Genomic DNA, 21,334 nt, shown 5'->3' with positions numbered 1-21,334 from the left:
TTATCCCACCATTCCCATTAAATATACTACTGTAAAGATAAATACCCAAACAACGTCGATAAAATGCCAATATAAACTAAACACATAAAATTTAGGCGCGTTGTAAAGGTCTAAACCTCTCTTTCCATTTCGGAACATTAGTGTTAAACACCATAATAAACCAAATGCAACGTGACCACCATGGAAACCAACTAATGTATAGAAAGCAGAACCAAATGCACTGCTTGTAAAGGTATGCCCCTCATGAACATAGTTGTTAAACTCGTAAACCTCTAGTCCAAGGAATCCGGCACCTAATAAAGCAGTCAATCCAAGCCATACCATCATTTTCTTAAAGGCAAAGTTTTTCATATGATACATTGCATATACACTTGTTAGCGAACTTGTTAAAAGAAGCATTGTAGCAACAAATGTCAGCGGAAGTTCAAACAAATCTTTTGCCAAATGCTGACTTGAATCCGGAACCTTATCTTTTAATGCAAGATAGGTTGCGAAGAGAGAAGCGAAGAGTACAGTCTCCCCGCCTAAGAAAAACCAAAATCCTAAGAACTTATTTTTTGACTCAAGGGTGGATTTTTCAGGCTCAGCAGGCCAGTTTTCATATGTGAATTTTTCTTCAGCGTGCATTATGCCTTAGCCCCCTTTTCTTCTTCAAGTAATTCTTCTTTATGGATATGGAAACCATGGTCATCAATTACTGAACGTAAGAACATGGACCCAAAAGTAATAAGTAAACCAATAATCATAACCGGTAATGCCCATGCTTTATCATTTACATGGTACATAGCACCGAATGCGGCAATGAAAAGACCAAGAGCCGTTGTAAATGGAAGGAATGATGAATTCGGCATGTGAATATCACCAAGCGGCTCAGCCGGAGTCATTTCCTTTTTACCTTCCATTTTTTCTAACCAGTATGCATCTAATCCACGAACTAGCGGAAGCTGCTTAAAGTTGTAGAATGGAGGTGGTGATGGAATCGACCATTCCAGGGTTCTACCATCTCCCCAAGGATCGTTACCAACTTTAACATTTTTTACAGATGTGACAATAATGTTTATTAGCATTACGATAACTGCTGCACCCATAAAGGCAGCACCGATTGAACTAATCATGTTAGCCGTGTCAAATCCTTGACCTGGAAGGTATGTGAAAACACGACGCGGCATTCCCCAAAGTCCCAAAAAGTGTTGGATAAAGAATGTCATATGGAACCCAATAAAGAATAACCAGAAAGTTATTTTACCCATTGCTTCATTTAACATTGTACCAAACATTTTTGGCCAATAGAGGTGAGTTCCGGCAAAAACGGCAAATACTACACCACCGACAATTACATAGTGGAAATGGGCAACTACGAAATACGTATCATGATACTGGTAGTCTGCAGCAGCGGATGCGAGCATAACCCCTGTTACACCACCAGCAAGAAACGATGGAATAAACGCAAAGGCCCAATGCATAGGTGTAGTAAATTTAACACTACCACCCCAAATTGTTAACAACCAGTTGAAAATTTTAATACCAGTTGGTACACCAATTGCCATTGTTGCAACAGCGAAAATAGCGTTCGCTACTGGTCCTAATCCTGTTGTAAACATGTGGTGAGCCCATACCATGAATCCTAAGAAACCGATTAAAACGGTTGCAAATACCATGGAGGAGTAACCAAATAAGCGTTTTCTTGAGAAAATCGGGAATATTTCAGAGAAAATACCAAAAGCAGGTAAAATCAAAATATAAACCTCTGGATGTCCAAAAATCCAGAAAAGGTGTTCCCAAATAACGGTGTTACCGCCCATAGAAACTTCAAAGAAATTCGCTCCGAACAAGCGATCAAACATCATTAACACTAAACCCACTGTTAATGGAGGAAATGCAAATAAAATCAATGCAGATGTTACAAATGTTGTCCAAGTAAACAATGGCATCCTCATATACGTCATTCCTGGTGCACGCATATTGATGATGGTTACGAGGAAGTTAATACCACCAATTAAGGTTCCAAGACCAGAAATCTGTAACCCTAAAATATAGAAATCAACACCATGTCCTTTAGATGCAACAGCTAGTGATGCATAAGATGTCCAGCCTGCATCTGGTGCCCCGCCTAAAAACCATGAAAGGTTTAGGAAAACACCGCCGAAAAAGAATAACCAAAATCCTAAAGCATTTACATATGGGAACGCTACATCGCGTGCCCCGATCTGTAAAGGCATTACCGCATTCATAAAACCAAAAATTAGCGGCATCGCTGCAAGGAAAATCATCGTTGTTCCGTGCATCGTAATAATTTCATTAAATTGTCCAGCACTAACAAAATCATTATTTGGCACTGCAAGCTGGATACGGATAAAGACCGCTTCAATTCCACCTACTAAGAAGAAAAATCCGCCTGCAATCATATAGAGGATCGCGATTTTTTTATGGTCAACTGTAGTTAAAAAATCCCATAAAGTTGCGCCGAATCCCTTTTTTTGAGCATAGGTACTCACAATTTTACCTCCCTTTCAACCAATTCCCCTACTACTGTTGTACTTTCAAGCCCATTAAATACTCAGATAAAGCATTTAATTGATCTTCAGACATTTCTGGGTATTTACCAGTCATTTTATTTCCTGGTTTATATGTTTCAGGATTTCGAATCCAATTTTTTATTTCTGTTTTATTATGATCCAAAATACCAGCAACACGAGATCGATCACCAAAGTTTGTTAAGTTTGGTGCAAGTCTTGCTGCTTCAGGTTTATTGTTTTGTGGAGTTACAGCATGACAGGCTACACAACTTTTATTGAAGATTTCCTGTCCTTGCTGTGCTACAGCGGAATCCGCTTTTTGTGGTTCTTTTACATTTTGCATTGCTTTCACCCAGCTATCAAATTGATCGCGGGACATTGTCTTAACTTTAAAGTCCATCAATGCATGGGATGGTCCGCATAACTCAGCACACTTACCATAGAATAAGTTTCCTGCCTCATCAGCTTTTTTACTGTCGAACTCTAACCAGAATTTATTAATGTTATCTGTGTTAGTATCCATTTTCCCACCTACTGCTGGAATCCAGAAAGCGTGTTTTACATCCATAGACTTTAAGCTAAAATAAACTTTTTCATTTGTAGGAACAACTAACTCTTGGCTAGTTACAATTTTTTGACCTGGATATTCAAAATCCCACCAATATAAATGGGAACGCACATTAATAACAAGTGCTTTAGTGTTTTTCTGATCCATTTTTGACACATCTGCAAGCTTGAACGTTGCAGCAACCGTTGGAACAGCCAGAATTAGAAGTAATAGAATCGGAATAACTGTCCAAATAATTTCTAATTTATGACTCCCCTCAACCTGCTTAGGAATTTTATCGTCCTTTCTTCTAAAACGGAAGAAAACTAAGACGAAAATGATCATGACAACTAGGATAACTCCCACCATGATATAAGTACTTAACTTCATTAAACCATATTGCATATCTGCAACTTCACCAGCGGGCTGTAACGTTGATAGGAACGGTTCACCACATCCGGAGAGAATTAGCGCTAAGATCGCAAACAACGAAATTAAACGCCATTTCGCAAGCCTTTTCATAGCTCAATCAAACCCCTCTTTCGTAAAAAATTTCTTTAATATAAATGTTAGATCAAAGAAGTATGTAGAATGATTCATCCTTTTATGTAAGAATACCCTGCGGCGGGGCTTCATTTTAAAGCCCACCGTGTGCATCCTATTACCAATGGCAGAATAACTTCCATTAGCGTAGAAGAATATCACCGCAAAACTAAATCAATGTAACAATAACCATCGCTACAAATATAATAGTTAAATATTGCAATGAGTACACAAACATTAGTTTTGCCCACTTAATATCATCTTTGATCCTATATCCATAAATCCCTAATGCAAGCCAGCCGAGATTTAACACGGTTGCAAGAATTAGAAATGGGATTCCTAAACTTTTCAAGAAAAATGGGATAGGCAATAAAACTGCTACCCATAGAACAATATGTCTTTTTGTGGTTTTAAATCCTTTAACCACTGGAAGCATTGGAATTCCTGCTGCTTTATACTCCTTCACCCTTCTCATTGCCAATGCATAAAAATGGGGAGGCTGCCACGCAAACATGAGAACAAATAATGCCCAAGCCATTTTATCAAGATTTCCATCAACGGCAGCCCAGCCAATTAACGGCGGGACAGCACCTGAGATACTTCCAATGATGGTATTTGAAACCAACTGTCGTTTTGACCATAATGTATAGAGGAAAACATAACTAAAAACTCCAAGCAGTCCTATTACTGTTGCAGTTAAAGTAGTAAATAATAAAGACAGTGTTCCCATACCTATTAGGATAATTCCAAATGTCAATACCTTTGCAGGAGCCAATTTCCCTGTAACGGTCGGTCTAGCTTTTGTTCGATCCATTAAGTGATCAATATCTCGGTCAAACCAGTTATTAATAACGCATGACCCAGCGATAATAAGGGCTGATCCAGCTAAAGTAAAGAATACGATATCTAAGTTATGTAAAAAACTTTGTCCGGTAAAATGAAGTGCAAGCCATAGGCCAGTAAACGCTGTAATGAGATTGGAATTGACAATCCCAATTTTTATAAGGGCTAAAAAGTCCTTCCATGCCGACGTTTTTTCGATACCAGTTTGCAGGCTTGATGCGTCGTTTTCTATAGCTGTATCACCAAAAGCCTTTGTATTGGACATTTTTTCTCCTCCTAATCCTTTGTTACAATATTTGCAATATCCGTTGTTACGATACCTAATTTATTTTATCTTTTCTAGTTAATCATCTGGAAAAGATACTGTCTGAATTTATAATTTCCTAAGTTAAGAATATGTTTTAAAAAAGAAGTGTTTTAAAAAACACTTTCACTGTATATTAAATCACACTTCGAGTGTTTTTTGTGAATTTTTTTTGAATAATTTTTTACTAAATTGTGTCCGTGATTTTCAGAATACTCAAAAATCCGTTATTTCCTTGATAATAGGGAAATAATTCCTAAATATAGCTATCATTTATAGTTTTAACAAACTGTTAGGTAAGTTTCAATAGTTTCCACTATAATAATAGTGAAAATTTAAAATTATCCAAACCTTATTAGAATTTAAAAATCATCAAAAAAAATATCGAAATTCTGTTCTTTTTCCATTCTTTTCGTTATGATGAATAAGGGCTTTTTTTGTACCATTTTATTTATTATACTTACAATAATATCCATTGACAAATTTTTGAACTAAGTTTGGAAGGTGAATTTTTTGCAACGTTCTTTAAAGTGGTTGGCTGTCGCCACTACGATTGGGATGATTTTAGTTTTACTTGGCGGAGCACTTGTAACAAAAACGGGTTCCGGAATGGGCTGTGGAAGATCATGGCCGCTATGCGAGGATAAATTTGTCCCATCTGACATAACTCCAGAATTAATTATCGAGCTTGCCCATCGGCTAGTTTCCGGTGCTGAAGGTATGATGGTCCTTATTTTATCCATTTGGACTTGGAAGGTCATTGGTCATATTCGGGAAACAAAGTTTCTATCGTTTCTCTCCTTCTTTTTCCTTCTTCTGCAGGGATTAATTGGGGCAGCTGCTGTCATGTGGGGCCAATCTAGCTTTGTTCTGGCATTGCACTTTGGAATTTCCCTTGTATCCTTTGCAGCCGTTTTTTTACTTACCCTGCTTATTTTTGAAATAGATAAGAAATTTGATGCAGACAAGCTTTTTATCGACAAGAGGATGGGGTTTCACATTGTTGGTGTTTCCATCTACAGTTATCTTGTCATCTATACCGGCGCGCTTGTCCGCCATACAAAATCAAGCCTTGTCTGCCGTGATTGGCCTTTATGTCTTAACGACGCTCCATCCTTACCAACCAACATCTATGAATGGGTACAAATGGGTCATCGTACTGCCGCAGCTTTGATATTTATCTGGATTGCCTATGTTACATACTTGGCCATACGCGATTATAAAGATCAAAAGGTTCTTTATTGGGGCTGGATTATTTCATTTTGCCTTGTATGCTTGCAAGTGATTGCCGGCGCCTTGATTATTTTCAGCAGACTAAATCTCTATATTGCTCTATTGCACGCCTTTTTCATCACTTGTTTATTTGGGGTGTTAAGTTATTTATTACTCTTATATTCAAGGTCCAGAAAAACTAATAAATAAAAAAGCTGCCATGTTTGGCAGCTTTTTTATTGTTGAATATAGAATACTTTCCCGTCTTGGGTACGTTTTTTGTTCGCTTTTTGATCTGATTTATTCTTTGCGTTTTCGTATTTAACAAACATCGAGACATTGACAAGAATTCCGACTGATATCGCAAGCATAAGCAGTGAGGAACCACCGTAGCTTACAAATGGAAGTGGTACACCCGTAAGGGGCATTACTCCGGAAACCCCGGCAAGGTTTATGAAAGTTTGAATTCCAATCATACTGGAAATCCCTATTGCAAGGAGACTCCCAAAAGGGTCCTTACATTTTAAACCAATATAAATTCCTCTTAAAACAATATAGGCCAGAGTTAGAATTACAAAGCCAACTCCCCAAACCCCTAACTCTTCGGCAATGACAGCCATGATAAAATCTGTGTGTGATTCTGGCAGGTAGCCTAGTTTCTGAATACTTCTTCCCAATCCTAATCCGTTAACCCCGCCAGAACCAATTGCAATATAAGAATTAGCCAAATGATATCCGGATGTTTGTTCTTCTTTAAAAGGATCACTTCGAACGGAAAAACGATCAACCCGTTTTTGTGAAAAAATTTCCCCTCTTGCAAAAACAATAAAAATTAAACCAATGACTACCCCAATCAACAGTAATTTAGACATACTTTTTAAATTCATACCTGATGAGATAATAATGGTTCCAGCAATGAGAACAATAATAAGTGCCGTCCCATAGTCAGGTTGTTTTGCAATTAAAACAACGACAATCATTAAATATACTAAAGGGGGCAGCACTCCCTTGTTAAATTGATTGATATAATTCTGTTTTTTTGCATAAACGGCAGATAAATAAATAATCATTGCCAACTTAACAAACTCTGAAGGTTGAATTTTTATAGGGCCAATTTGATACCAACTTTGGGCATTTCCTGCAACCGTTCCAAAAGCAAATAAGCCTAATAACGCAATAATCGATAAAAATACCATTGGTGCTAAAAAGTATTTTGTAAATTTCATTATTTTGTATGGGATTATAGCTGTAAAAATAAAAATCACTAATGATCCTAGTAAAAATATTTTTTGTTTTTGGTAAAAGTAATCGCTGGGTAGCCGATACCGTTGAACAGCAGATGCCATGCTGGCACTATAAACCATTACTAATCCAAATGCTGACAATAGGATAATGGCGAGGATTAAGGTATAGTCGTAGGACTTTAATATTTTTTTTACCATTCATTTATTCCTCATCTTCAGATTTAATTTAACAATACTATTATAATAGAAAATTGGACATATTTCTTGAGGAAAAGTTACTGACCTCTAATAATTTTTAAAGTGAAAAAAGGGAGTAAAAATAATAAAGAACTCAAACAAATGGAAATCTTTACTGTTTGAGTTCTTTGGTCATTTATTTTCTTTTGAATGCATCATGGAGTGCGGATAGTTCACGTTCCAATTGATCTAAAAGTGCTTTTCCGTCCTTAATATCAATTAAACCTAGTCGGGCTGCAAAATCTATCTCTCTTGATAATCCAAACATTTGTGTATCCAATACCTCTTCATAAAGAGGGCATTGAGGCATCGTAAGATTGTCCATTTGCACCTTAATAAGCTTTAATATTTTTTCAGCGTCAGCCTGCAATAAGGCATATGCTTTTTCCTGATGATTCACGATCATTTCAGACGCCAACATTCATCCCCCCATTTCAGAGCGATATCCCACTTATCTTTAAATTTTAACGTTTAGAGCATAAAAATGCAAGAATAATGACATATAGGTGTAGGCTGAAATTCATTTTATCTCCCGAATATGACATTCGTCTAAAAAAAAGTTATACTTAATTCGTGTCATGAACGGGGGTAAAAAATTTGGATAAAATTATTTTAATTTCAGGTAATAGTAAATATACGATTACACTTGATCCAAGTGTATGGATTTTTGACGATCGCCGTATTGATTTAACTACCTATTTTTCTCAAGAAAAGGAAGATAAGGATCCACTCGAAGAATATACGAAAGCTGTTTCAAAACATTGGGACCGCGAAATCATGGAAGGAGCAGTTTATCCGCCGACCTTAAAGACTGAAAAGAAATATGAAAAAATAAAGATGTTAACAGGTACTTTTGGTATTCCACTAAGACCTTTTTTACAAAATGCCGAGCCTAACCCAGATGCAAAGATGGTGGTTGTGGAAACCTCAGAAGGGGAAATTGAATTTCCCCTTGAAGAGGCATTCGAGTTTATCCTCAAATTTTCTGAAGACGGCAAGCCATTAACTTCTGATGGACCAGTACATCTTTATTATGGTGATGGCTCAAATCAACACAATCCAATTAAAAATGTTAAACAATTTAATATTAAATAAAATAAGACGGGTGCTGTTTATTAAGCGCCCGTTTGTTTTTTATAAAAGGTCTGCGGCAAGTCTTGCCAGCCCCGATCTTTCTCCTTTTAAAAGCTTTACATGACCTGAAATATCCTGATCCTTAAACTTTTCAACCACATACGTAAGCCCATTATTATATGCATCCAAATAAGGATGATCAATTTGCTCCGGATCGCCCATTAATACGATTTTACTGCCCTCTCCAACCCGGGTTAATATCGTCTTCACTTCATGCTTCGTTAAATTTTGTGCTTCATCAATAATGATGAATTGTTTTGGTAAACTTCTTCCCCGGATATAGGTTAAGGCTTCCACCTCAATCGAACCCATTCCGGCTAAAATCGCATCCAATTCTCCCGGTTTTTTTGTATTGAAAAGAAATTCCAAATTATCAAATATAGGCTGCATCCACGGTCTAAGCTTCTCTTGCTTTTCACCAGGAAGAAATCCTAAGTCCTTTCCTACCGGTACGATCGGTCTGGCAACAAGGAGTTTTTTATATTCCCTAAAGTCCTCCGTTTGCATTAGACCAGCTGCAAGTGCAAGCAAAGTTTTCCCAGTCCCAGCCTTACCGATTAGTGTTACCAAGGTGATATCCTTACGAAGCAGTAGTTCAATAGCCATCGTCTGCTGTACATTTCGCGGATGAATTCCCCATACATGCTCTTGATTTAAGACCAGTTTTTTTACCTTCTTGCTCGTTTTATCTACCATCCCAATCGCAGACGCCGAACCTCCCAGCGCATCTTTCATGATGAGGAATTGGCTCGGATAAAAAGGATGATTGGCAATTTCCGAAAGATACAGTTCCCCTTTTTCGTAAAATCTTCCAAGTAATTCAATCGGCAGAAAAACTTCGATAAACCCTGTGTAAATATGTTCAAATTCAACTACTCTGTCGTTTAGAAAATCCTCTGCATCAAGGCCGATCGCATCCGCTTTAACCCGAACTAGCGCATCCTTGCTGACGATAATGACTGGCTTTCCATTTTCTTTTGTTTGTTCTTCCATATATAAATTCTTTGCAACCGCAAGAATTCGGTTATCATTTGTTTTTTCAATAAAAATATCCTGAAGTTCATGAAAGGAGCGATGGTTTAATTCAATTCTGATCGTTCCCCCATTTTCCAGCGGGATTTTTTCATGGAGTTTTCCTGCCGCTCGGAGGCCATCAATTAACCTTGAAACCTGCCTAGCATTTCTACCAATTTCATCCATATACCTTTTCTTTGAGTCCACTTCTTCCAAAACTACTGCAGGAATGACCACTTCATTATCTTCAAATGAAAAAATGGAATACGGGTCTTGTAATAAGACATTTGTATCTAATACGTATATTTTACTCAAAGAGACGCCTCCCGCTTTTCTAGTTGTTTTGGCTTGTTTGTGATTTTCAACAAGCCGTGTTACCTGTACTACTTTGGTAAAATATATGTTTATTCGAATAAAGATAGAAGGATTAATGCACAATAATTGTTAGCAAAATCAATTGAACTGTTCGATCAATGTTTCCCGGAGGTGAATATAGATGTTGAAAATTGCGGCAGCAATTATTATATTATTTTGCATTGCCGGATGTGCAAACAATGAGGCCAATAAAAAACAAGAAAATAAATCATCATTAGTGAATGTTAAAAACAGCTATATTGAAAATGTCGATCGAAAAACGGGGCAAGAGATTTCTAAACGCTTAGTTGAATTGGCAACTAGTGTCCCAAATGTTAATGATGCCACTGCCGTTGTCATTGGGCGTTATGCAATCGTAGGGATTGATGTGAATTCAAAATTAGAACGTTCACAGGTAGGAACCATAAAGTATTCCGTCGCGGAAAGTTTAAAAAAGGACCCTTATGGAGCAAAATCCATTGTCGTGGCAGATGCTGATACAACAGAACGATTAAGGGAAATTTCCTCGGATATTAATAAGGGAAGACCGATTCAAGGAATCATGGAAGAACTTGCTGATGTCGCAGGAAGATTAATGCCAGAGGTACCTGGTGACATCATTACACCAAATCCAAAGAATGCTACGGATAAGCCGGATAAGAGTCTATCACCAAACGAAGAAAAGAATTTGAATAAGAAACAAGAAGAACAGTCTAATTATTATAAATGAAAAAAGCTTAGTGAAAACTAAGCTTTTTTCATGGCATCCATTACTTGTTTGTCCAATCTGGCAGCTGCATCCTTGTCATATGTTTTATCATACTTGACCTCAGATACAATTTTTGAACCATAAAACATTACGTCTCTGACTTCGTTTATAGATACTTCAATTAACGCCAATTTCAAGGGAACATCCTGTAGTCTTTCCTCTTTAATGTAAGCTGTGCCTTGGATGGAATATGTAGATTCATTGGCAATCAAATTAATGACGACTTGATTATTTTCACCGATATTCTGAATGATTCTTGAGCGATTATCTACTGCAAAATAAAGGGTACCCTCATCCTTTGCTAAAATCCAGGAAATTGCACTGACATTAGGTCCGCCTGTTTCGTAATCTATTGTTGCCAATGTTACGAACCTCTCTTTTTGCAGCTCATCGTAGAGGGGCTTAATTAATTTAGGTTCCACTAGGTTAGCCATGGTTACACCTCCTTTAAAAACAGTTATTCTAATATTACTACTATCTATTTTATTCATCAACTTTCTAACGCTGGTTTTTCTCTAAGCTTAATATGATATACTATAATAATAAATAGCGGTCATAGAGGTAATTGGGGGGTTAAAATGAGAGTAAAATGCGTAATATGCGATAAGATAGAAAAAATTGAGGATGAAACGCTAGTAGCAAAACGGCTGCGTAATCGTCCAATCCATACATATATGTGCCAGGATTGCAGTATCAGGATATCTGAAAGAACAAAAGCCAGGATTGATACTGGAAAATTTCGTTTTTACCGCGAACGACCAGAAAAGGACGATTGGTGAACCAATACAAGGATTAAAGTGATTTTGTGGTAATGCATTATTGATTTGACCAGAAAATTGTGCTCTTGCAGATAATGCAAGGGCATTGCTTTTGCCTTTTTTCTTATCAATTCGTTCTTAAGGGTAATCCAGAGCCGGTCCTTTTACCCTTTTCACAAAAAACTACTCTCTCTGGCAATGCAGGCTCATTCCTTTTACCCTTTTCATGATAAAAACACTTTCTCGGGCATTGCAGGCTCATTCCTTTTACCCTTTTCATGATAAAACACTTTCTCGGGCATTGCAGAGCCGCTCCTTTTACCCTTTTCACGAAAAAATTGCTCTCTCGGGCAATCCAGAGCCGTTCCTTTTACCCTTTTCATAATAAAAACACTTTCTCGGGCAATCCAGGACCACTCCTTTTACCCTTTTCACGAAAAAATTGCTCTCTCGGGCAATCCAGAGCCGTTCCTTTTACCCTTTTACAATTAAACCACTTGTCAGAGGTAATCCACCTAAGATACTCTTATATAATTTACTCAAAATATCTTAGATGCCTCTCCCCTATTGAAATAAAGTTTGCCTTCAACACCCTCCGAACCATCTTTTTTGGAAACACTCCATTACACCATTCATAAACGGCACTAGTGGTAACCTTTCTATCCGGAAACAAGAGCTTTATTTCTCCAATATTCCTTAACATAGTAAATTCAACTTTTTCTTCATGACCACATTGACTACATACACATTTGTTACCCTTAATATTAATAGAAAATGAATAGCACAAGGCACAAGTTAAACCTTTTTTAACCCGTTCATAAGTATAGGGTGGTAACCGAGTATAGGGTGAAATATTTCGATGCACCGAGATTAATTGTTCTGCAACCTTCAGATGGCGACCATTTAGTTTTGATGAAAGTTGATTTAATTTTTTCATAAAGGAATTAAGCTGAGTAGGAAAAATAATGGGCATGTTTACGCGGGCTTCATATAATGTAAACTCGAGGTATACAAAGACAACATATCCTTCAACAGGGAACTGTTTACCAATATTTTGGAGCAACTGACGGAGTAGGAATTTACTACTTTTCAACTGATCAAGTGGGTTTTTTATCTCATTATTGGATATAGTAAAAAACCCATCCTTTTTGGAATCGTAATAGTGGTTTCCTTCATAATTCTTAACTTCCATTGTAAAAATGGTTTCTTGTGAAATGATAAGAGTATCAATTTGAAACACCTGATTATTCACCTTCAGACTTAAGTCATTTATTATATAGAGATCGCTTTCAAGTTTTACAGTTAATTTGTCAAATATCACCTCCCCTTGATAACCTTTTTCAAGATTTAAATAGCGTCTTTTGTCTTGTAGGAATAATTCCATCCGGGTGTTTAATATTCTCATGACCAATAACTCAATTGATTCGGTACGTTGCTTTAATAGTTGCATAACCTACTTCCTCTCTATATAAAATGAGATATCAAATACATCTTATAAGAAAAATTCATGAGTAAGTAATTGTCTTTATGTACATTTTGTTAATGAATATTTTCAAATAAAAAAGAAGGTGTCAAAGGGACACCTTCTTTTTTTATTCTTCTTCCTCCGCAGGGAAGTTGCAATATTTATCTGGTTCGTCATTAATTTGGTTTAAGATTACCTCTATAACCTCACGGGGGAAACGTTGTTTCTTACTTTCACCCTCTTGAAGAAAAGATACATAATACATGACATCATCTGTTGTAATCTCGATATTTGCAAGATGATAATCAGATACAAGAATCTCTTCAAAGAGTTCAACCGTTTCCTTAGCAGCCGTATCATCAGGACGGGCATCACTTACAACCTTAATCGTAAGCCAATTATATAATGCATCCTGCAAGGACTTCATTTTCATCTCCGTTTCCCCCAATTACTTTGCTTCAGCTTGGTGTTTTTTCGATTGATGCAAGCGAATTTTATAAATAATCAAGATTAATGCCGCTATGACAAGTCCCTCCGCAACAGGCAAAAAGATTCCTAAAAAAGTGAGAAGGGTACAGCCGACACACAGAAAAATATAAATAACAATGGATTTACCCAATGGGAGCTTTTTGGCGAAGCCAAGCTTATAGACCACAATCGATAAGGCTACAATTGTTAAGTATAAAAGCCACATCCCAACTTTAGGCTGTTCTGTTACTTTATAAAGTGCGGCAAAAAATGAAAGACGTTCTGCAACATTCACACACAAAACCTCCTTTAAAACTATTTTTATCAGTGGTTTCGCTGGATGCTAAAGGGTCCCTCATTTTGTGCCACTGATGGTTACTAAAAAGCTTATCTTAACTCATTTCAGCATATTTTTTCTTTTTAGCCATACGTTCACGTTCATTTTTATCAAGAATTTTCTTACGAAGACGGATGGATTCTGGAGTAACCTCACAATATTCGTCTTCATTTAAATATTCAAGTGATTCCTCAAGGGTCATAATTTTTGGTTTTTTAATGACCGAGGTTTGGTCTTTATTTGCTGAACGAACATTTGTTGCTTGTTTTACTTTTGTAATATTAACAGTAATATCATTTTCACGCGTGTGTTCCCCAACAATCATACCCTCATAAATCTCAGTACCTGGTTCAACAAAAATCGTTCCACGATCTTCTACTTGCATGATACCATATGTCGAAGCTTTACCTGATTCCATTGAAACAAGTACTCCTTGACGGCGTCCTCCAACTTGCCCTTGGAGCATTGGCTGATAGCTATCAAAAGTATGGTTGATAATTCCATATCCACGTGTCATGGTTAAAAATTCAGTGGTATATCCAATCAATCCACGAGCCGGAACATTAAAGATTAAACGAACTTGCCCTGTTCCATTGTTAATCATGTCAATCATTTCACCTTTACGAGCACCAATGGATTCCATTACAGAACCAGTATGCTCTTCAGGAACATCGATTTGTACCCGTTCAACAGGCTCGCAGCGCACACCATCAATTTCCTTAACAATTACTTCTGGTTTAGATACCTGAAGTTCGTAGCCTTCACGACGCATGTTTTCAATTAAAATCGATAAATGAAGCTCGCCACGACCTGAAACAATCCAAGCATCTGGAGAATCAGTATTATCAACTCGTAAGCTTACATCTGTTTGTAATTGGGCACGAAGTCTTTCTTCAATCTTTCTCGCCGTTAAATATTTTCCTTCGCGTCCTGCAAAAGGACTGTTATTCACTACGAAGGTCATTTGTAGTGTAGGTTCATCAATCCGTAAAACAGGTAATGCTTCCTGGTGCTCAGTCGGACAAACTGTTTCCCCTACGTTAATATCTTCCATTCCGGATACAGCGATTAAATCGCCAGCTTTTGCTTCTTGGATTTCTTGACGTTTCAAACCAAAGAATCCAAAAATCTTGGTAACACGGAATTGTTTAACAGATCCGTCTAATTTCATTAGGGCAACCTGTTGACCTACATGCATGGTCCCACGAAATACCCGTCCAATTCCAATTCTTCCTACATAATCATTGTAATCAAGAAGTGCTACCTGGAATTGCAGCGGTTCATCGCTGTTATCAACTGGCGCAGGAATGTTTTCAACAATGGAATCGTACAAACATTGCATGTTTTCATCCTGTTGATGTGGATTGGTACTTGCTGTCCCATTAATGGCCGAAGCGTATATAACAGGGAACTCAAGCTGGTCTTCGGTTGCATCAAGTTCAATAAACAAATCGATAACTTCGTCAATAACTTCTTCTGGACGGGCAAAATCACGGTCGATTTTATTTACAACAACAATTGGCGTAAGATTTTGCTCTAATGCTTTCTTTAGAACAAATCGCGTTTGCGGCATTGTACCTTCATAAGCATCAACTACAAGTAAAACCCCATCAACCATTTTCATGATACGTTCTACTTCTCCGCCAAAGTCAGCGTGTCCCGGGGTGTCAAGAATATTGATGCGGGTGTCCTTATATTGAATTGCAGTGTTCTTAGCAAGAATGGTAATTCCACGTTCTCTTTCAAGATCATTTGAATCCATTGCACGCTCTTCAACATGTTCATTGGAACGGAAGGTTCCGGATTGTTTTAACAGCTGGTCAACTAGGGTTGTTTTCCCGTGGTCAACGTGGGCAATTATGGCAATATTGCGAATATCTTCTCTTATTTTCAAAAAATTCACTCCTACCTCTATTCATAAAAATAAAGCTTATTATAGTTTTTCAAATACAACTAAAACATTATACCATAATTAAGGTGGAAACCTATAAAGAATTTATGTACAATAATAAAGATAAAGGAAATTAGTCTTGAAAATAACAGTGAGGGATAATTATGAAACAAATTAAATGGACTTTACTTTTATACGCAATCCTTGCTGCGGCGTTGATTGCTGGTATTGGAGTTGCGATTGCTGAACAAAGTATCATTGGTACACTTGCCTGTATTATTGCCGTGATTTTAGTTATGGGTATGGGATTTAAAACAAAAAAAAGAATGCGTGAGAACGGTCAATTATAAAAAAGTGAGCCTGATTTCTCAGGCTCATTTTTACCATTTTCCTTCTTTTAAATAATCTTTTAAAATTGTTTGGTGAAGTCCAGGCTTTGCTACAAGAAGTGAATCCTTATTTAGGAACTCAAGCTTTTCTCCCCTTAAATTTGTTACGATTCCCCCTAATTCTTCTACAATTACGGCCCCTCCTGCAAAATCCCATGGGGAAAGTCGCATCGAAATATAAGCATCCACTCGTCCTGTCGCTACATAGATCATTTCAAGTGCTGCCGTCCCATATGACCTAGTACCCCTTGCATCCCTAACAAGTGGAATGAGTAAATTATGATCAATACGATGGTTTTTCATTACCCAAGTAGCATTTAAGGCAATAATCGATTCTTGGATATTTGTCTCACTTAAAGCCGGGAGAACCTTATCATTCAAATAGGCGCCCTTACCTTTAAAGGCATGATATAATTCGTCATGGACTACATCATAGATAATCCCAATTCTCCCTATTCCATTTTCATAAATTCCTAACGAAATGGCAAAATTCCGCTGCTGATGTATAAAATTCATTGTTCCATCAATCGGGTCAATCATCCAGGCAATTCCTTCTAAATCCTTTAACTCGTCTCCAAATCCTTCCTCGCCTAAAATTTTGTGGTCTGGAAAGCTTTCTCTTATTTTCCCAATAAAAAATTGTTCAATTTCTTTATCCATATTTGTGACAAGGTCATTCGCATTTGATTTTGTTTGAATATTCAATGTCTGATCAAAGGATGATCTAATTCTTTCCCCGGCTTCTTTCACCCAAGTAAGTGCAAGCTTATAAATATTTTCCCAATTCATTTCGTCCCTCCAATGTTTACTAATTTTCGCGCGTTGTAGCTAATGTATGTAGTATGAACACCCAAAAAAGATTGATGTACTTATAGCTTAATCAAATTGCTTTAACACATCAACTCTGTTGTTCCATTTTTATACATTCGTGAATAGATTAACAAATGGAAGCAATAATAAACGAACTCCCATTTTGTCACTGGAGTTCGTTTTAGATAAGTTCGACTACTTTTCTATTTTGTATCATTCCTGTAGAGTTTCTCCTTAGAAGAAATACCTGTTTTAATTAAAGAGCTTTTAAACGTAAAAGTTCCTGACGGATTTTTTCCAATTTCTGCTTACATTCTTTTATTTTCTTTTCATTTTTTTCCTCAATTGCTTCAAATAAAGTAGCCAACTCATAGTCCATTTCCAATCTCAAATAGGCAGTTCTTTCTTTTTCTCCGGCTTTTTTAAGCGTTGAATTCATTAGTTGTTTCATGGTTTTCCTCCCTTTCACGATTGTTATTTACTAATTTTTCAGACTATTTTTTACTGTTATACTATGAACCAACACGTAAGGATGTAACAAATTTGTGCGTTAACCTAGATAAGCAATAGATTTCTTCAAAAACCGCCAATATGCTACAATAGTGGACAAAGGTTATTGCAGGGGGTTGCAAAATGGAGTTTAAAAGTTTTACAAAAGAGGATTTTGATGTGTTCTTAATAGATGGTTTAGAAGCAAGAATGGAGGCGCTTAAGGAAACCATTCGTCCAAAGCTAGAGTTCTTGGGACAATATTTTTCTCCCCAATTAGCTGCCCTTACAGGGGATGAAATGTATGTTCATGTAGCAAAACACGCCAGACGAACGATCAATCCGCCAAAGGACACATGGGTGGCCTTAGCAAATAATGCACGCGGCTATAAGATGCTACCTCATTTCCAAATCGGTTTATGGAATACCCATTTATTTATTTGGTTTGCGGTCATATATGAGTCACCACAAAAAGAGGTCATTGGTGAAAGGTTCACAAAAAAATTAAATAAATTATATAAAGAAACACCTAAAGATTTTGTTTGGTCTGTTGATCACACAAAACCAGAGACAGTTAAACATCAAGAACTGTCTAAAGAGGAATTACAATCATTTTTCCAGCGGCTCCAAACGGTTAAAAAAGCTGAAATTCTTTCCGGCTTCGTAATGGATCGCGAAAAAGTTATTCAATTAAAACCTGAAGAGTTGCTTGAAGAAATCGAGACAGTATTTAAACAAGTTGCTCCATTATACAAGATCGCCGTAAATCACAAATAAGAAAAGCTCCAGAACACTTGTTCAGGAGCTTTTCTTATTATGTCATAGAAATTTTAACACCTGTATCTGCTTCTTTGGCCTTTTTAATGGTCTTGTAGGAAGAATACCCGCTTGTTTCTTCAAATTCACCACATATTTTCTTTTCCTCTGCCTTGCCTGGTACAATTTCTTTGAAGCGACGATAGGCATTCATGATTTCATCACGGGAAATTCCCTTTTCATACGCCCTTTCAACCGCTTCAAAAAATTTTATTACATACACGATTTCTTCTGTTGACCAATGATAATCAATTGGATATTGGTACTCCATTCTATTCACCTGCTTAATATATCTCTGCTTTAACTTATTTTCCCCATTTTTTGCGAATTTGTTCTGCATCGGAAATCATTCGTGAAAATAATTCCTCAACGGTGGGTACGTCTTTTATTAATCCCATAACCTGACCTGCCCATGCAAATCCCTCGTCCTCTACTCCATCATAAATATAGCGAATATTCGCTGAACCGCTAATAAAGTGTTTTAGCTGTTCATAGCCCCCATCCTCTTTTTCGATTTCAAGTATTTTTTCAGTCCATGTATTTGCAATGGCTCTTCCCGGACTACCGAGGGAACGCTTGATCACAACAGTATCTGCCTCATTTCCCTCCACTAATCTTTGCTTATATCGTTCATTCGCATGAACACATTCCTTTGTAGCTATAAATCTTGTTCCCATTTCAATCCCTTCAGCCCCTAAACTAAGTGCAGCCATTAATCCTCTTCCATCACCAATTCCTCCGGAAGCAATGACAGGAATTGAAACAGCATCGACAACTTGTGGAATTAAGACCATTGTACCGATATCATCTCTCCCAAGATGTCCTCCTCCTTCTTGACCAACAACCATAACCGCGTCCGCACCAAGTTCCTCTGCTTTAACAGCCTGTCTTCTTGCTGCAACAAGGACTAAGGTTTTAATTGAAGTTCCTTTTAGCTGTTCAAAAATAGGAGCTGGATTCCCGCCTGTCATTGAAATAACTGGCACGTCTTCCTCAATAGCTGCCTGTAAGAAATCCGCAAAGGATCTTCCATGCTGCCCAATAGCAAAGTTAACACCAAATGGTTTGTCTGTCATCTGTTTAACTTTCCTAATTTCTTCTCTTAATTTTTCCGGATGTCCAAGTGACATAGCCGTAATTTGCCCGAGACCTCCGGCATTTGAAACTGCAGCAGCAAGTTCTGAATAAGCAAGGTATGCTAGTCCTCCTTGGACAATTGGATATTGAATATTGAGTAAATCAGTGACTCGAGTTTGCCAATTCATTCGTACCCCTCCAATAACTCATTGTTGTTTATTTCTCGTTTAAAGGGTAATTTTCCTGTTTTTTAGGGAAACTAACTTTTAAGAAACGTTTCTCTATGCAAGGGGAACGAATAGTGCTATAATTCATATGTTTTATGTATTTTTATTCAAATGAAAATATAAGTATTTGAAATAAAGAGGTGTGGTACTAAATTGTCGCAAAATCAAACACCGCTTTTCAGCGGTTTATTAGCACATGCAAAAAGGAATCCTGTTCAATTCCATATCCCGGGCCATAAAAAAGGTGCTGGTATGGATCCGGACTTTCGAAATTTCATTGGTGAAAATGCTCTTTCGATTGATTTAATTAATATCGGACCACTCGATGATCTGCACGCACCAAAGGGCATGATTAAACAGGCTCAAGACCTTGCTGCCGAAGCATTTGGTGCCGATCGGACCTTCTTCTCGGTCCAAGGAACAAGCGGAGCGATTATGGCTATGGTAATGGCTGTTTGCGGTCCGGAAGACAAAATCATTGTTCCTAGAAACGTTCATAAATCGGTTATGTCAGCCATTGTATTTTCTGGTGCTATCCCTGTATTTATTCATCCCGAAATCGACGAGGAATTAGGGATCTCTCATGGAATTACAACGGATGCAGTGGAACGAGCATTAAAGCAGCACCCGGATGCAAAGGGAGTTCTAGTCATCAATCCAACCTATTTCGGCATTTCAGCGGACTTGAAAAAAATAGTTGAAGTTGCTCATTCTTATAACGTACCCGTTCTGGTCGATGAGGCACATGGTGTGCATATCCATTTTCACGATGAACTTCCCCTCTCTGCTATGCAGGCTGGAGCTGATATGGCTGCAACAAGTGTCCATAAACTTGGAGGTTCAATGACCCAAAGCTCCATCTTAAATGTCAAGGAAGGACTTGTATCTGCTAAACATGTTCAATCGATACTCAGTATGATGACAACGACTTCCACATCTTATTTATTACTTGCGTCTCTAGATGTTGCTCGTAAACAGTTGGTTACCAAAGGGAAGGACCTCATAGAAAAATCAATTCAATTGGCACAATCCATTCGTAAAAGAATTAATGAGATTGAGCACATTCATTGTATTGGAGAGGAAATTTTAGGTTCGAAAGCTACGTTCGATTACGACCCGACAAAGCTAATTATTTCGGTTAAAGATTTAGGGTTAACAGGGTATGAAGTAGAAAAATGGCTAAGAGAAAAGCATAATATAGAGGTAGAATTATCTGATCTATATAACATTCTTTGTATTATTACGTTCGGTGATACTGATAATGAGGCTGACATTTTAGTAAATGCCTTGAAAGATCTATCTGAGGAATTTAAGGATCGTGCAGAAAAAATCGAACCAGTTCAAGTATTACTTCCAGATATCCCTTTACTTGCTTTAACACCTAGAGATGCTTTTTATTCAGAAACGGAAGTAATTCCTTTTGAACAATCTGAAGGCCGTATTATTGCAGAGTTTGTGATGGTTTATCCGCCAGGAATTCCGATTTTTATCCCAGGTGAGATTATTACAAAGGAAAACCTGCTCTATACCCAGAAAAACATCGAAGCAGGACTTCCTGTTCAGGGGCCTGAAGATGATGAATTAAAAACAATTAGAGTTATAAAGGAATACAAGGCAATTAAATAAAAAAATAGGATTCCACTTTGGAATCCTATTTTATTTTATACATAAATTATTTTTCTTCTTTTGAATGGTGTTCGTTACAGCAAGTGCATTTTGAAGAATATAAAACTGTAACTTTTTCGTCTTCAAAATGATCAATAGTAGAATTGCAAGCTTGGCATACGATTGTACCCATCTTTTCTATCCCCTTTATATGAAATGTAAGCGGTTAAAACATCCTTGAGATAATAATAATATATCACATTTAATTTTTCAAGCCTAAATTGT

At 37.2% G+C, this 21,334-nt stretch carries 24 protein-coding genes; 7 read left to right on the top strand and 17 right to left on the bottom strand.

The window, feature by feature from the left end; translation table 11 throughout:
* The 4 genes from RCG21_RS10775 to cyoE form a co-directional block, all read right to left on the bottom strand.
* Positions 1–627, bottom strand: coding sequence for a cytochrome (ubi)quinol oxidase subunit III (locus RCG21_RS10775; protein ID WP_133332554.1), 627 nt, complete (start codon positions 625–627; stop codon positions 1–3).
* Positions 627–2,498, bottom strand: a complete 1,872-nt coding sequence (gene ctaD / locus RCG21_RS10770) for a cytochrome c oxidase subunit I (protein WP_165976152.1) — start codon at positions 2,496–2,498, stop codon at positions 627–629. Before ctaD ends, RCG21_RS10775 begins: the two co-directional genes overlap by 1 nt.
* A 28-nt stretch (positions 2,499–2,526) precedes the next feature.
* Positions 2,527–3,585 (bottom strand): cytochrome c oxidase subunit II, encoded by a 1,059-nt coding sequence (gene coxB, locus RCG21_RS10765; RefSeq protein ID WP_133332556.1) that lies wholly within the window; start codon positions 3,583–3,585, stop codon positions 2,527–2,529.
* A 190-nt stretch (positions 3,586–3,775) separates the two neighbouring features.
* On the bottom strand, positions 3,776–4,714 hold the full coding sequence (cyoE, locus tag RCG21_RS10760) for a heme o synthase (protein ID WP_133332557.1): 939 nt from the start codon (positions 4,712–4,714) through the stop codon (positions 3,776–3,778).
* A 552-nt stretch (positions 4,715–5,266) separates the two neighbouring features.
* On the opposite strand from cyoE, the gene RCG21_RS10755 reads away from it, so the two are divergent.
* Positions 5,267–6,175: a COX15/CtaA family protein gene (locus tag RCG21_RS10755; protein ID WP_133332558.1), complete on the top strand. Its 909-nt coding sequence runs from the start codon at positions 5,267–5,269 to the stop codon at positions 6,173–6,175.
* A gap of 26 nt (positions 6,176–6,201) precedes the next feature.
* On the opposite strand, the gene RCG21_RS10750 is transcribed toward RCG21_RS10755, so the two are convergent.
* Both RCG21_RS10750 and RCG21_RS10745 read right to left on the bottom strand, forming a co-directional pair.
* Positions 6,202–7,407 (bottom strand): FtsW/RodA/SpoVE family cell cycle protein, encoded by a 1,206-nt coding sequence (locus tag RCG21_RS10750; RefSeq protein WP_133332559.1) that lies wholly within the window; start codon positions 7,405–7,407, stop codon positions 6,202–6,204.
* Positions 7,408–7,582: 175 nt separating this feature from the next.
* A complete protein-coding gene (locus RCG21_RS10745; RefSeq protein ID WP_026574749.1) occupies positions 7,583–7,864 on the bottom strand; it encodes an Fpa/YlaN family protein in 282 nt (93 codons plus the stop codon).
* A gap of 179 nt (positions 7,865–8,043) precedes the next feature.
* On the opposite strand from RCG21_RS10745, the gene RCG21_RS10740 reads away from it, so the two are divergent.
* Complete coding sequence (locus tag RCG21_RS10740) at positions 8,044–8,541, top strand: molybdopterin-binding protein (RefSeq protein ID WP_133332560.1); 498 nt, start codon at positions 8,044–8,046, stop codon at positions 8,539–8,541.
* Between the two features lie 39 nt (positions 8,542–8,580).
* Here the strand turns inward: RCG21_RS10740 and RCG21_RS10735 are convergent, their stop codons facing one another.
* On the bottom strand, positions 8,581–9,909 hold the full coding sequence (locus RCG21_RS10735; protein WP_026574747.1) for a PhoH family protein: 1,329 nt from the start codon (positions 9,907–9,909) through the stop codon (positions 8,581–8,583).
* A gap of 181 nt (positions 9,910–10,090) precedes the next feature.
* Here RCG21_RS10735 and RCG21_RS10730 point away from each other — a divergent pair, with 181 nt between their 5' ends.
* Positions 10,091–10,678, top strand: a complete 588-nt coding sequence (locus tag RCG21_RS10730; protein ID WP_133332561.1) for a YhcN/YlaJ family sporulation lipoprotein — start codon at positions 10,091–10,093, stop codon at positions 10,676–10,678.
* Between the two features lie 17 nt (positions 10,679–10,695).
* Here RCG21_RS10730 and RCG21_RS10725 read toward each other — a convergent pair whose 3' ends face one another.
* Positions 10,696–11,151: a pyridoxamine 5'-phosphate oxidase family protein gene (locus RCG21_RS10725; RefSeq protein ID WP_133332562.1), complete on the bottom strand. Its 456-nt coding sequence runs from the start codon at positions 11,149–11,151 to the stop codon at positions 10,696–10,698.
* A 144-nt stretch (positions 11,152–11,295) separates the two neighbouring features.
* On the opposite strand from RCG21_RS10725, the gene RCG21_RS10720 reads away from it, so the two are divergent.
* Positions 11,296–11,496: a YlaI family protein gene (locus tag RCG21_RS10720; RefSeq protein WP_133332563.1), complete on the top strand. Its 201-nt coding sequence runs from the start codon at positions 11,296–11,298 to the stop codon at positions 11,494–11,496.
* Positions 11,497–12,010: 514 nt separating this feature from the next.
* On the opposite strand, the gene RCG21_RS10715 is transcribed toward RCG21_RS10720, so the two are convergent.
* The 4 genes from RCG21_RS10715 to typA form a co-directional block, all read right to left on the bottom strand.
* A complete protein-coding gene (locus RCG21_RS10715) occupies positions 12,011–12,925 on the bottom strand; it encodes a nuclease-related domain-containing protein (protein ID WP_308913151.1) in 915 nt (304 codons plus the stop codon).
* A gap of 142 nt (positions 12,926–13,067) precedes the next feature.
* Positions 13,068–13,373: a hypothetical protein gene (locus tag RCG21_RS10710; protein WP_308913150.1), complete on the bottom strand. Its 306-nt coding sequence runs from the start codon at positions 13,371–13,373 to the stop codon at positions 13,068–13,070.
* 15 nt (positions 13,374–13,388) lie between these two features.
* A complete protein-coding gene (locus tag RCG21_RS10705; RefSeq protein WP_026574742.1) occupies positions 13,389–13,703 on the bottom strand; it encodes a YlaH-like family protein in 315 nt (104 codons plus the stop codon).
* Between the two features lie 97 nt (positions 13,704–13,800).
* Positions 13,801–15,639, bottom strand: a complete 1,839-nt coding sequence (gene typA / locus RCG21_RS10700) for a translational GTPase TypA (RefSeq protein ID WP_133332565.1) — start codon at positions 15,637–15,639, stop codon at positions 13,801–13,803.
* Between the two features lie 161 nt (positions 15,640–15,800).
* Here typA and RCG21_RS10695 point away from each other — a divergent pair, with 161 nt between their 5' ends.
* Positions 15,801–15,986, top strand: coding sequence for a YlaF family protein (locus RCG21_RS10695; RefSeq protein WP_133332566.1), 186 nt, complete (start codon positions 15,801–15,803; stop codon positions 15,984–15,986).
* A gap of 30 nt (positions 15,987–16,016) precedes the next feature.
* Here RCG21_RS10695 and RCG21_RS10690 read toward each other — a convergent pair whose 3' ends face one another.
* Together RCG21_RS10690 and RCG21_RS10685 are read right to left on the bottom strand one after the other, a co-directional pair.
* Entirely contained in the window at positions 16,017–16,814 is a 798-nt protein-coding gene (locus RCG21_RS10690; protein ID WP_133332567.1) for an inositol monophosphatase family protein, read from the bottom strand.
* Between the two features lie 277 nt (positions 16,815–17,091).
* Positions 17,092–17,286, bottom strand: coding sequence for a YkzI domain-containing protein (locus RCG21_RS10685; protein WP_133332568.1), 195 nt, complete (start codon positions 17,284–17,286; stop codon positions 17,092–17,094).
* 182 nt (positions 17,287–17,468) lie between these two features.
* Here RCG21_RS10685 and RCG21_RS10680 point away from each other — a divergent pair, with 182 nt between their 5' ends.
* A complete protein-coding gene (locus tag RCG21_RS10680) occupies positions 17,469–18,101 on the top strand; it encodes a YktB family protein (RefSeq protein WP_133332569.1) in 633 nt (210 codons plus the stop codon).
* A 37-nt stretch (positions 18,102–18,138) separates the two neighbouring features.
* Here the strand turns inward: RCG21_RS10680 and RCG21_RS10675 are convergent, their stop codons facing one another.
* Complete coding sequence (locus tag RCG21_RS10675; protein WP_133332570.1) at positions 18,139–18,411, bottom strand: UPF0223 family protein; 273 nt, start codon at positions 18,409–18,411, stop codon at positions 18,139–18,141.
* A gap of 34 nt (positions 18,412–18,445) precedes the next feature.
* Positions 18,446–19,405, bottom strand: a complete 960-nt coding sequence (locus RCG21_RS10670; RefSeq protein WP_133332571.1) for an NAD(P)H-dependent flavin oxidoreductase — start codon at positions 19,403–19,405, stop codon at positions 18,446–18,448.
* A 192-nt stretch (positions 19,406–19,597) separates the two neighbouring features.
* Here RCG21_RS10670 and RCG21_RS10665 point away from each other — a divergent pair, with 192 nt between their 5' ends.
* Positions 19,598–21,070 (top strand): aminotransferase class I/II-fold pyridoxal phosphate-dependent enzyme, encoded by a 1,473-nt coding sequence (locus tag RCG21_RS10665; RefSeq protein ID WP_133332572.1) that lies wholly within the window; start codon positions 19,598–19,600, stop codon positions 21,068–21,070.
* 46 nt (positions 21,071–21,116) lie between these two features.
* Here RCG21_RS10665 and RCG21_RS10660 read toward each other — a convergent pair whose 3' ends face one another.
* Entirely contained in the window at positions 21,117–21,242 is a 126-nt protein-coding gene (locus tag RCG21_RS10660) for a GapA-binding peptide SR1P (protein ID WP_081810767.1), read from the bottom strand.
* Positions 21,243–21,334: the final 92 nt, after the last annotated feature.

The organism is Bacillus salipaludis (assembly GCF_030938565.1).
GTDB classification, from domain to species: domain Bacteria; phylum Bacillota; class Bacilli; order Bacillales; family Cytobacillaceae; genus Neobacillus; species Neobacillus salipaludis_A.
This window is presented reverse-complemented; position numbering and strand designations above follow the sequence as displayed.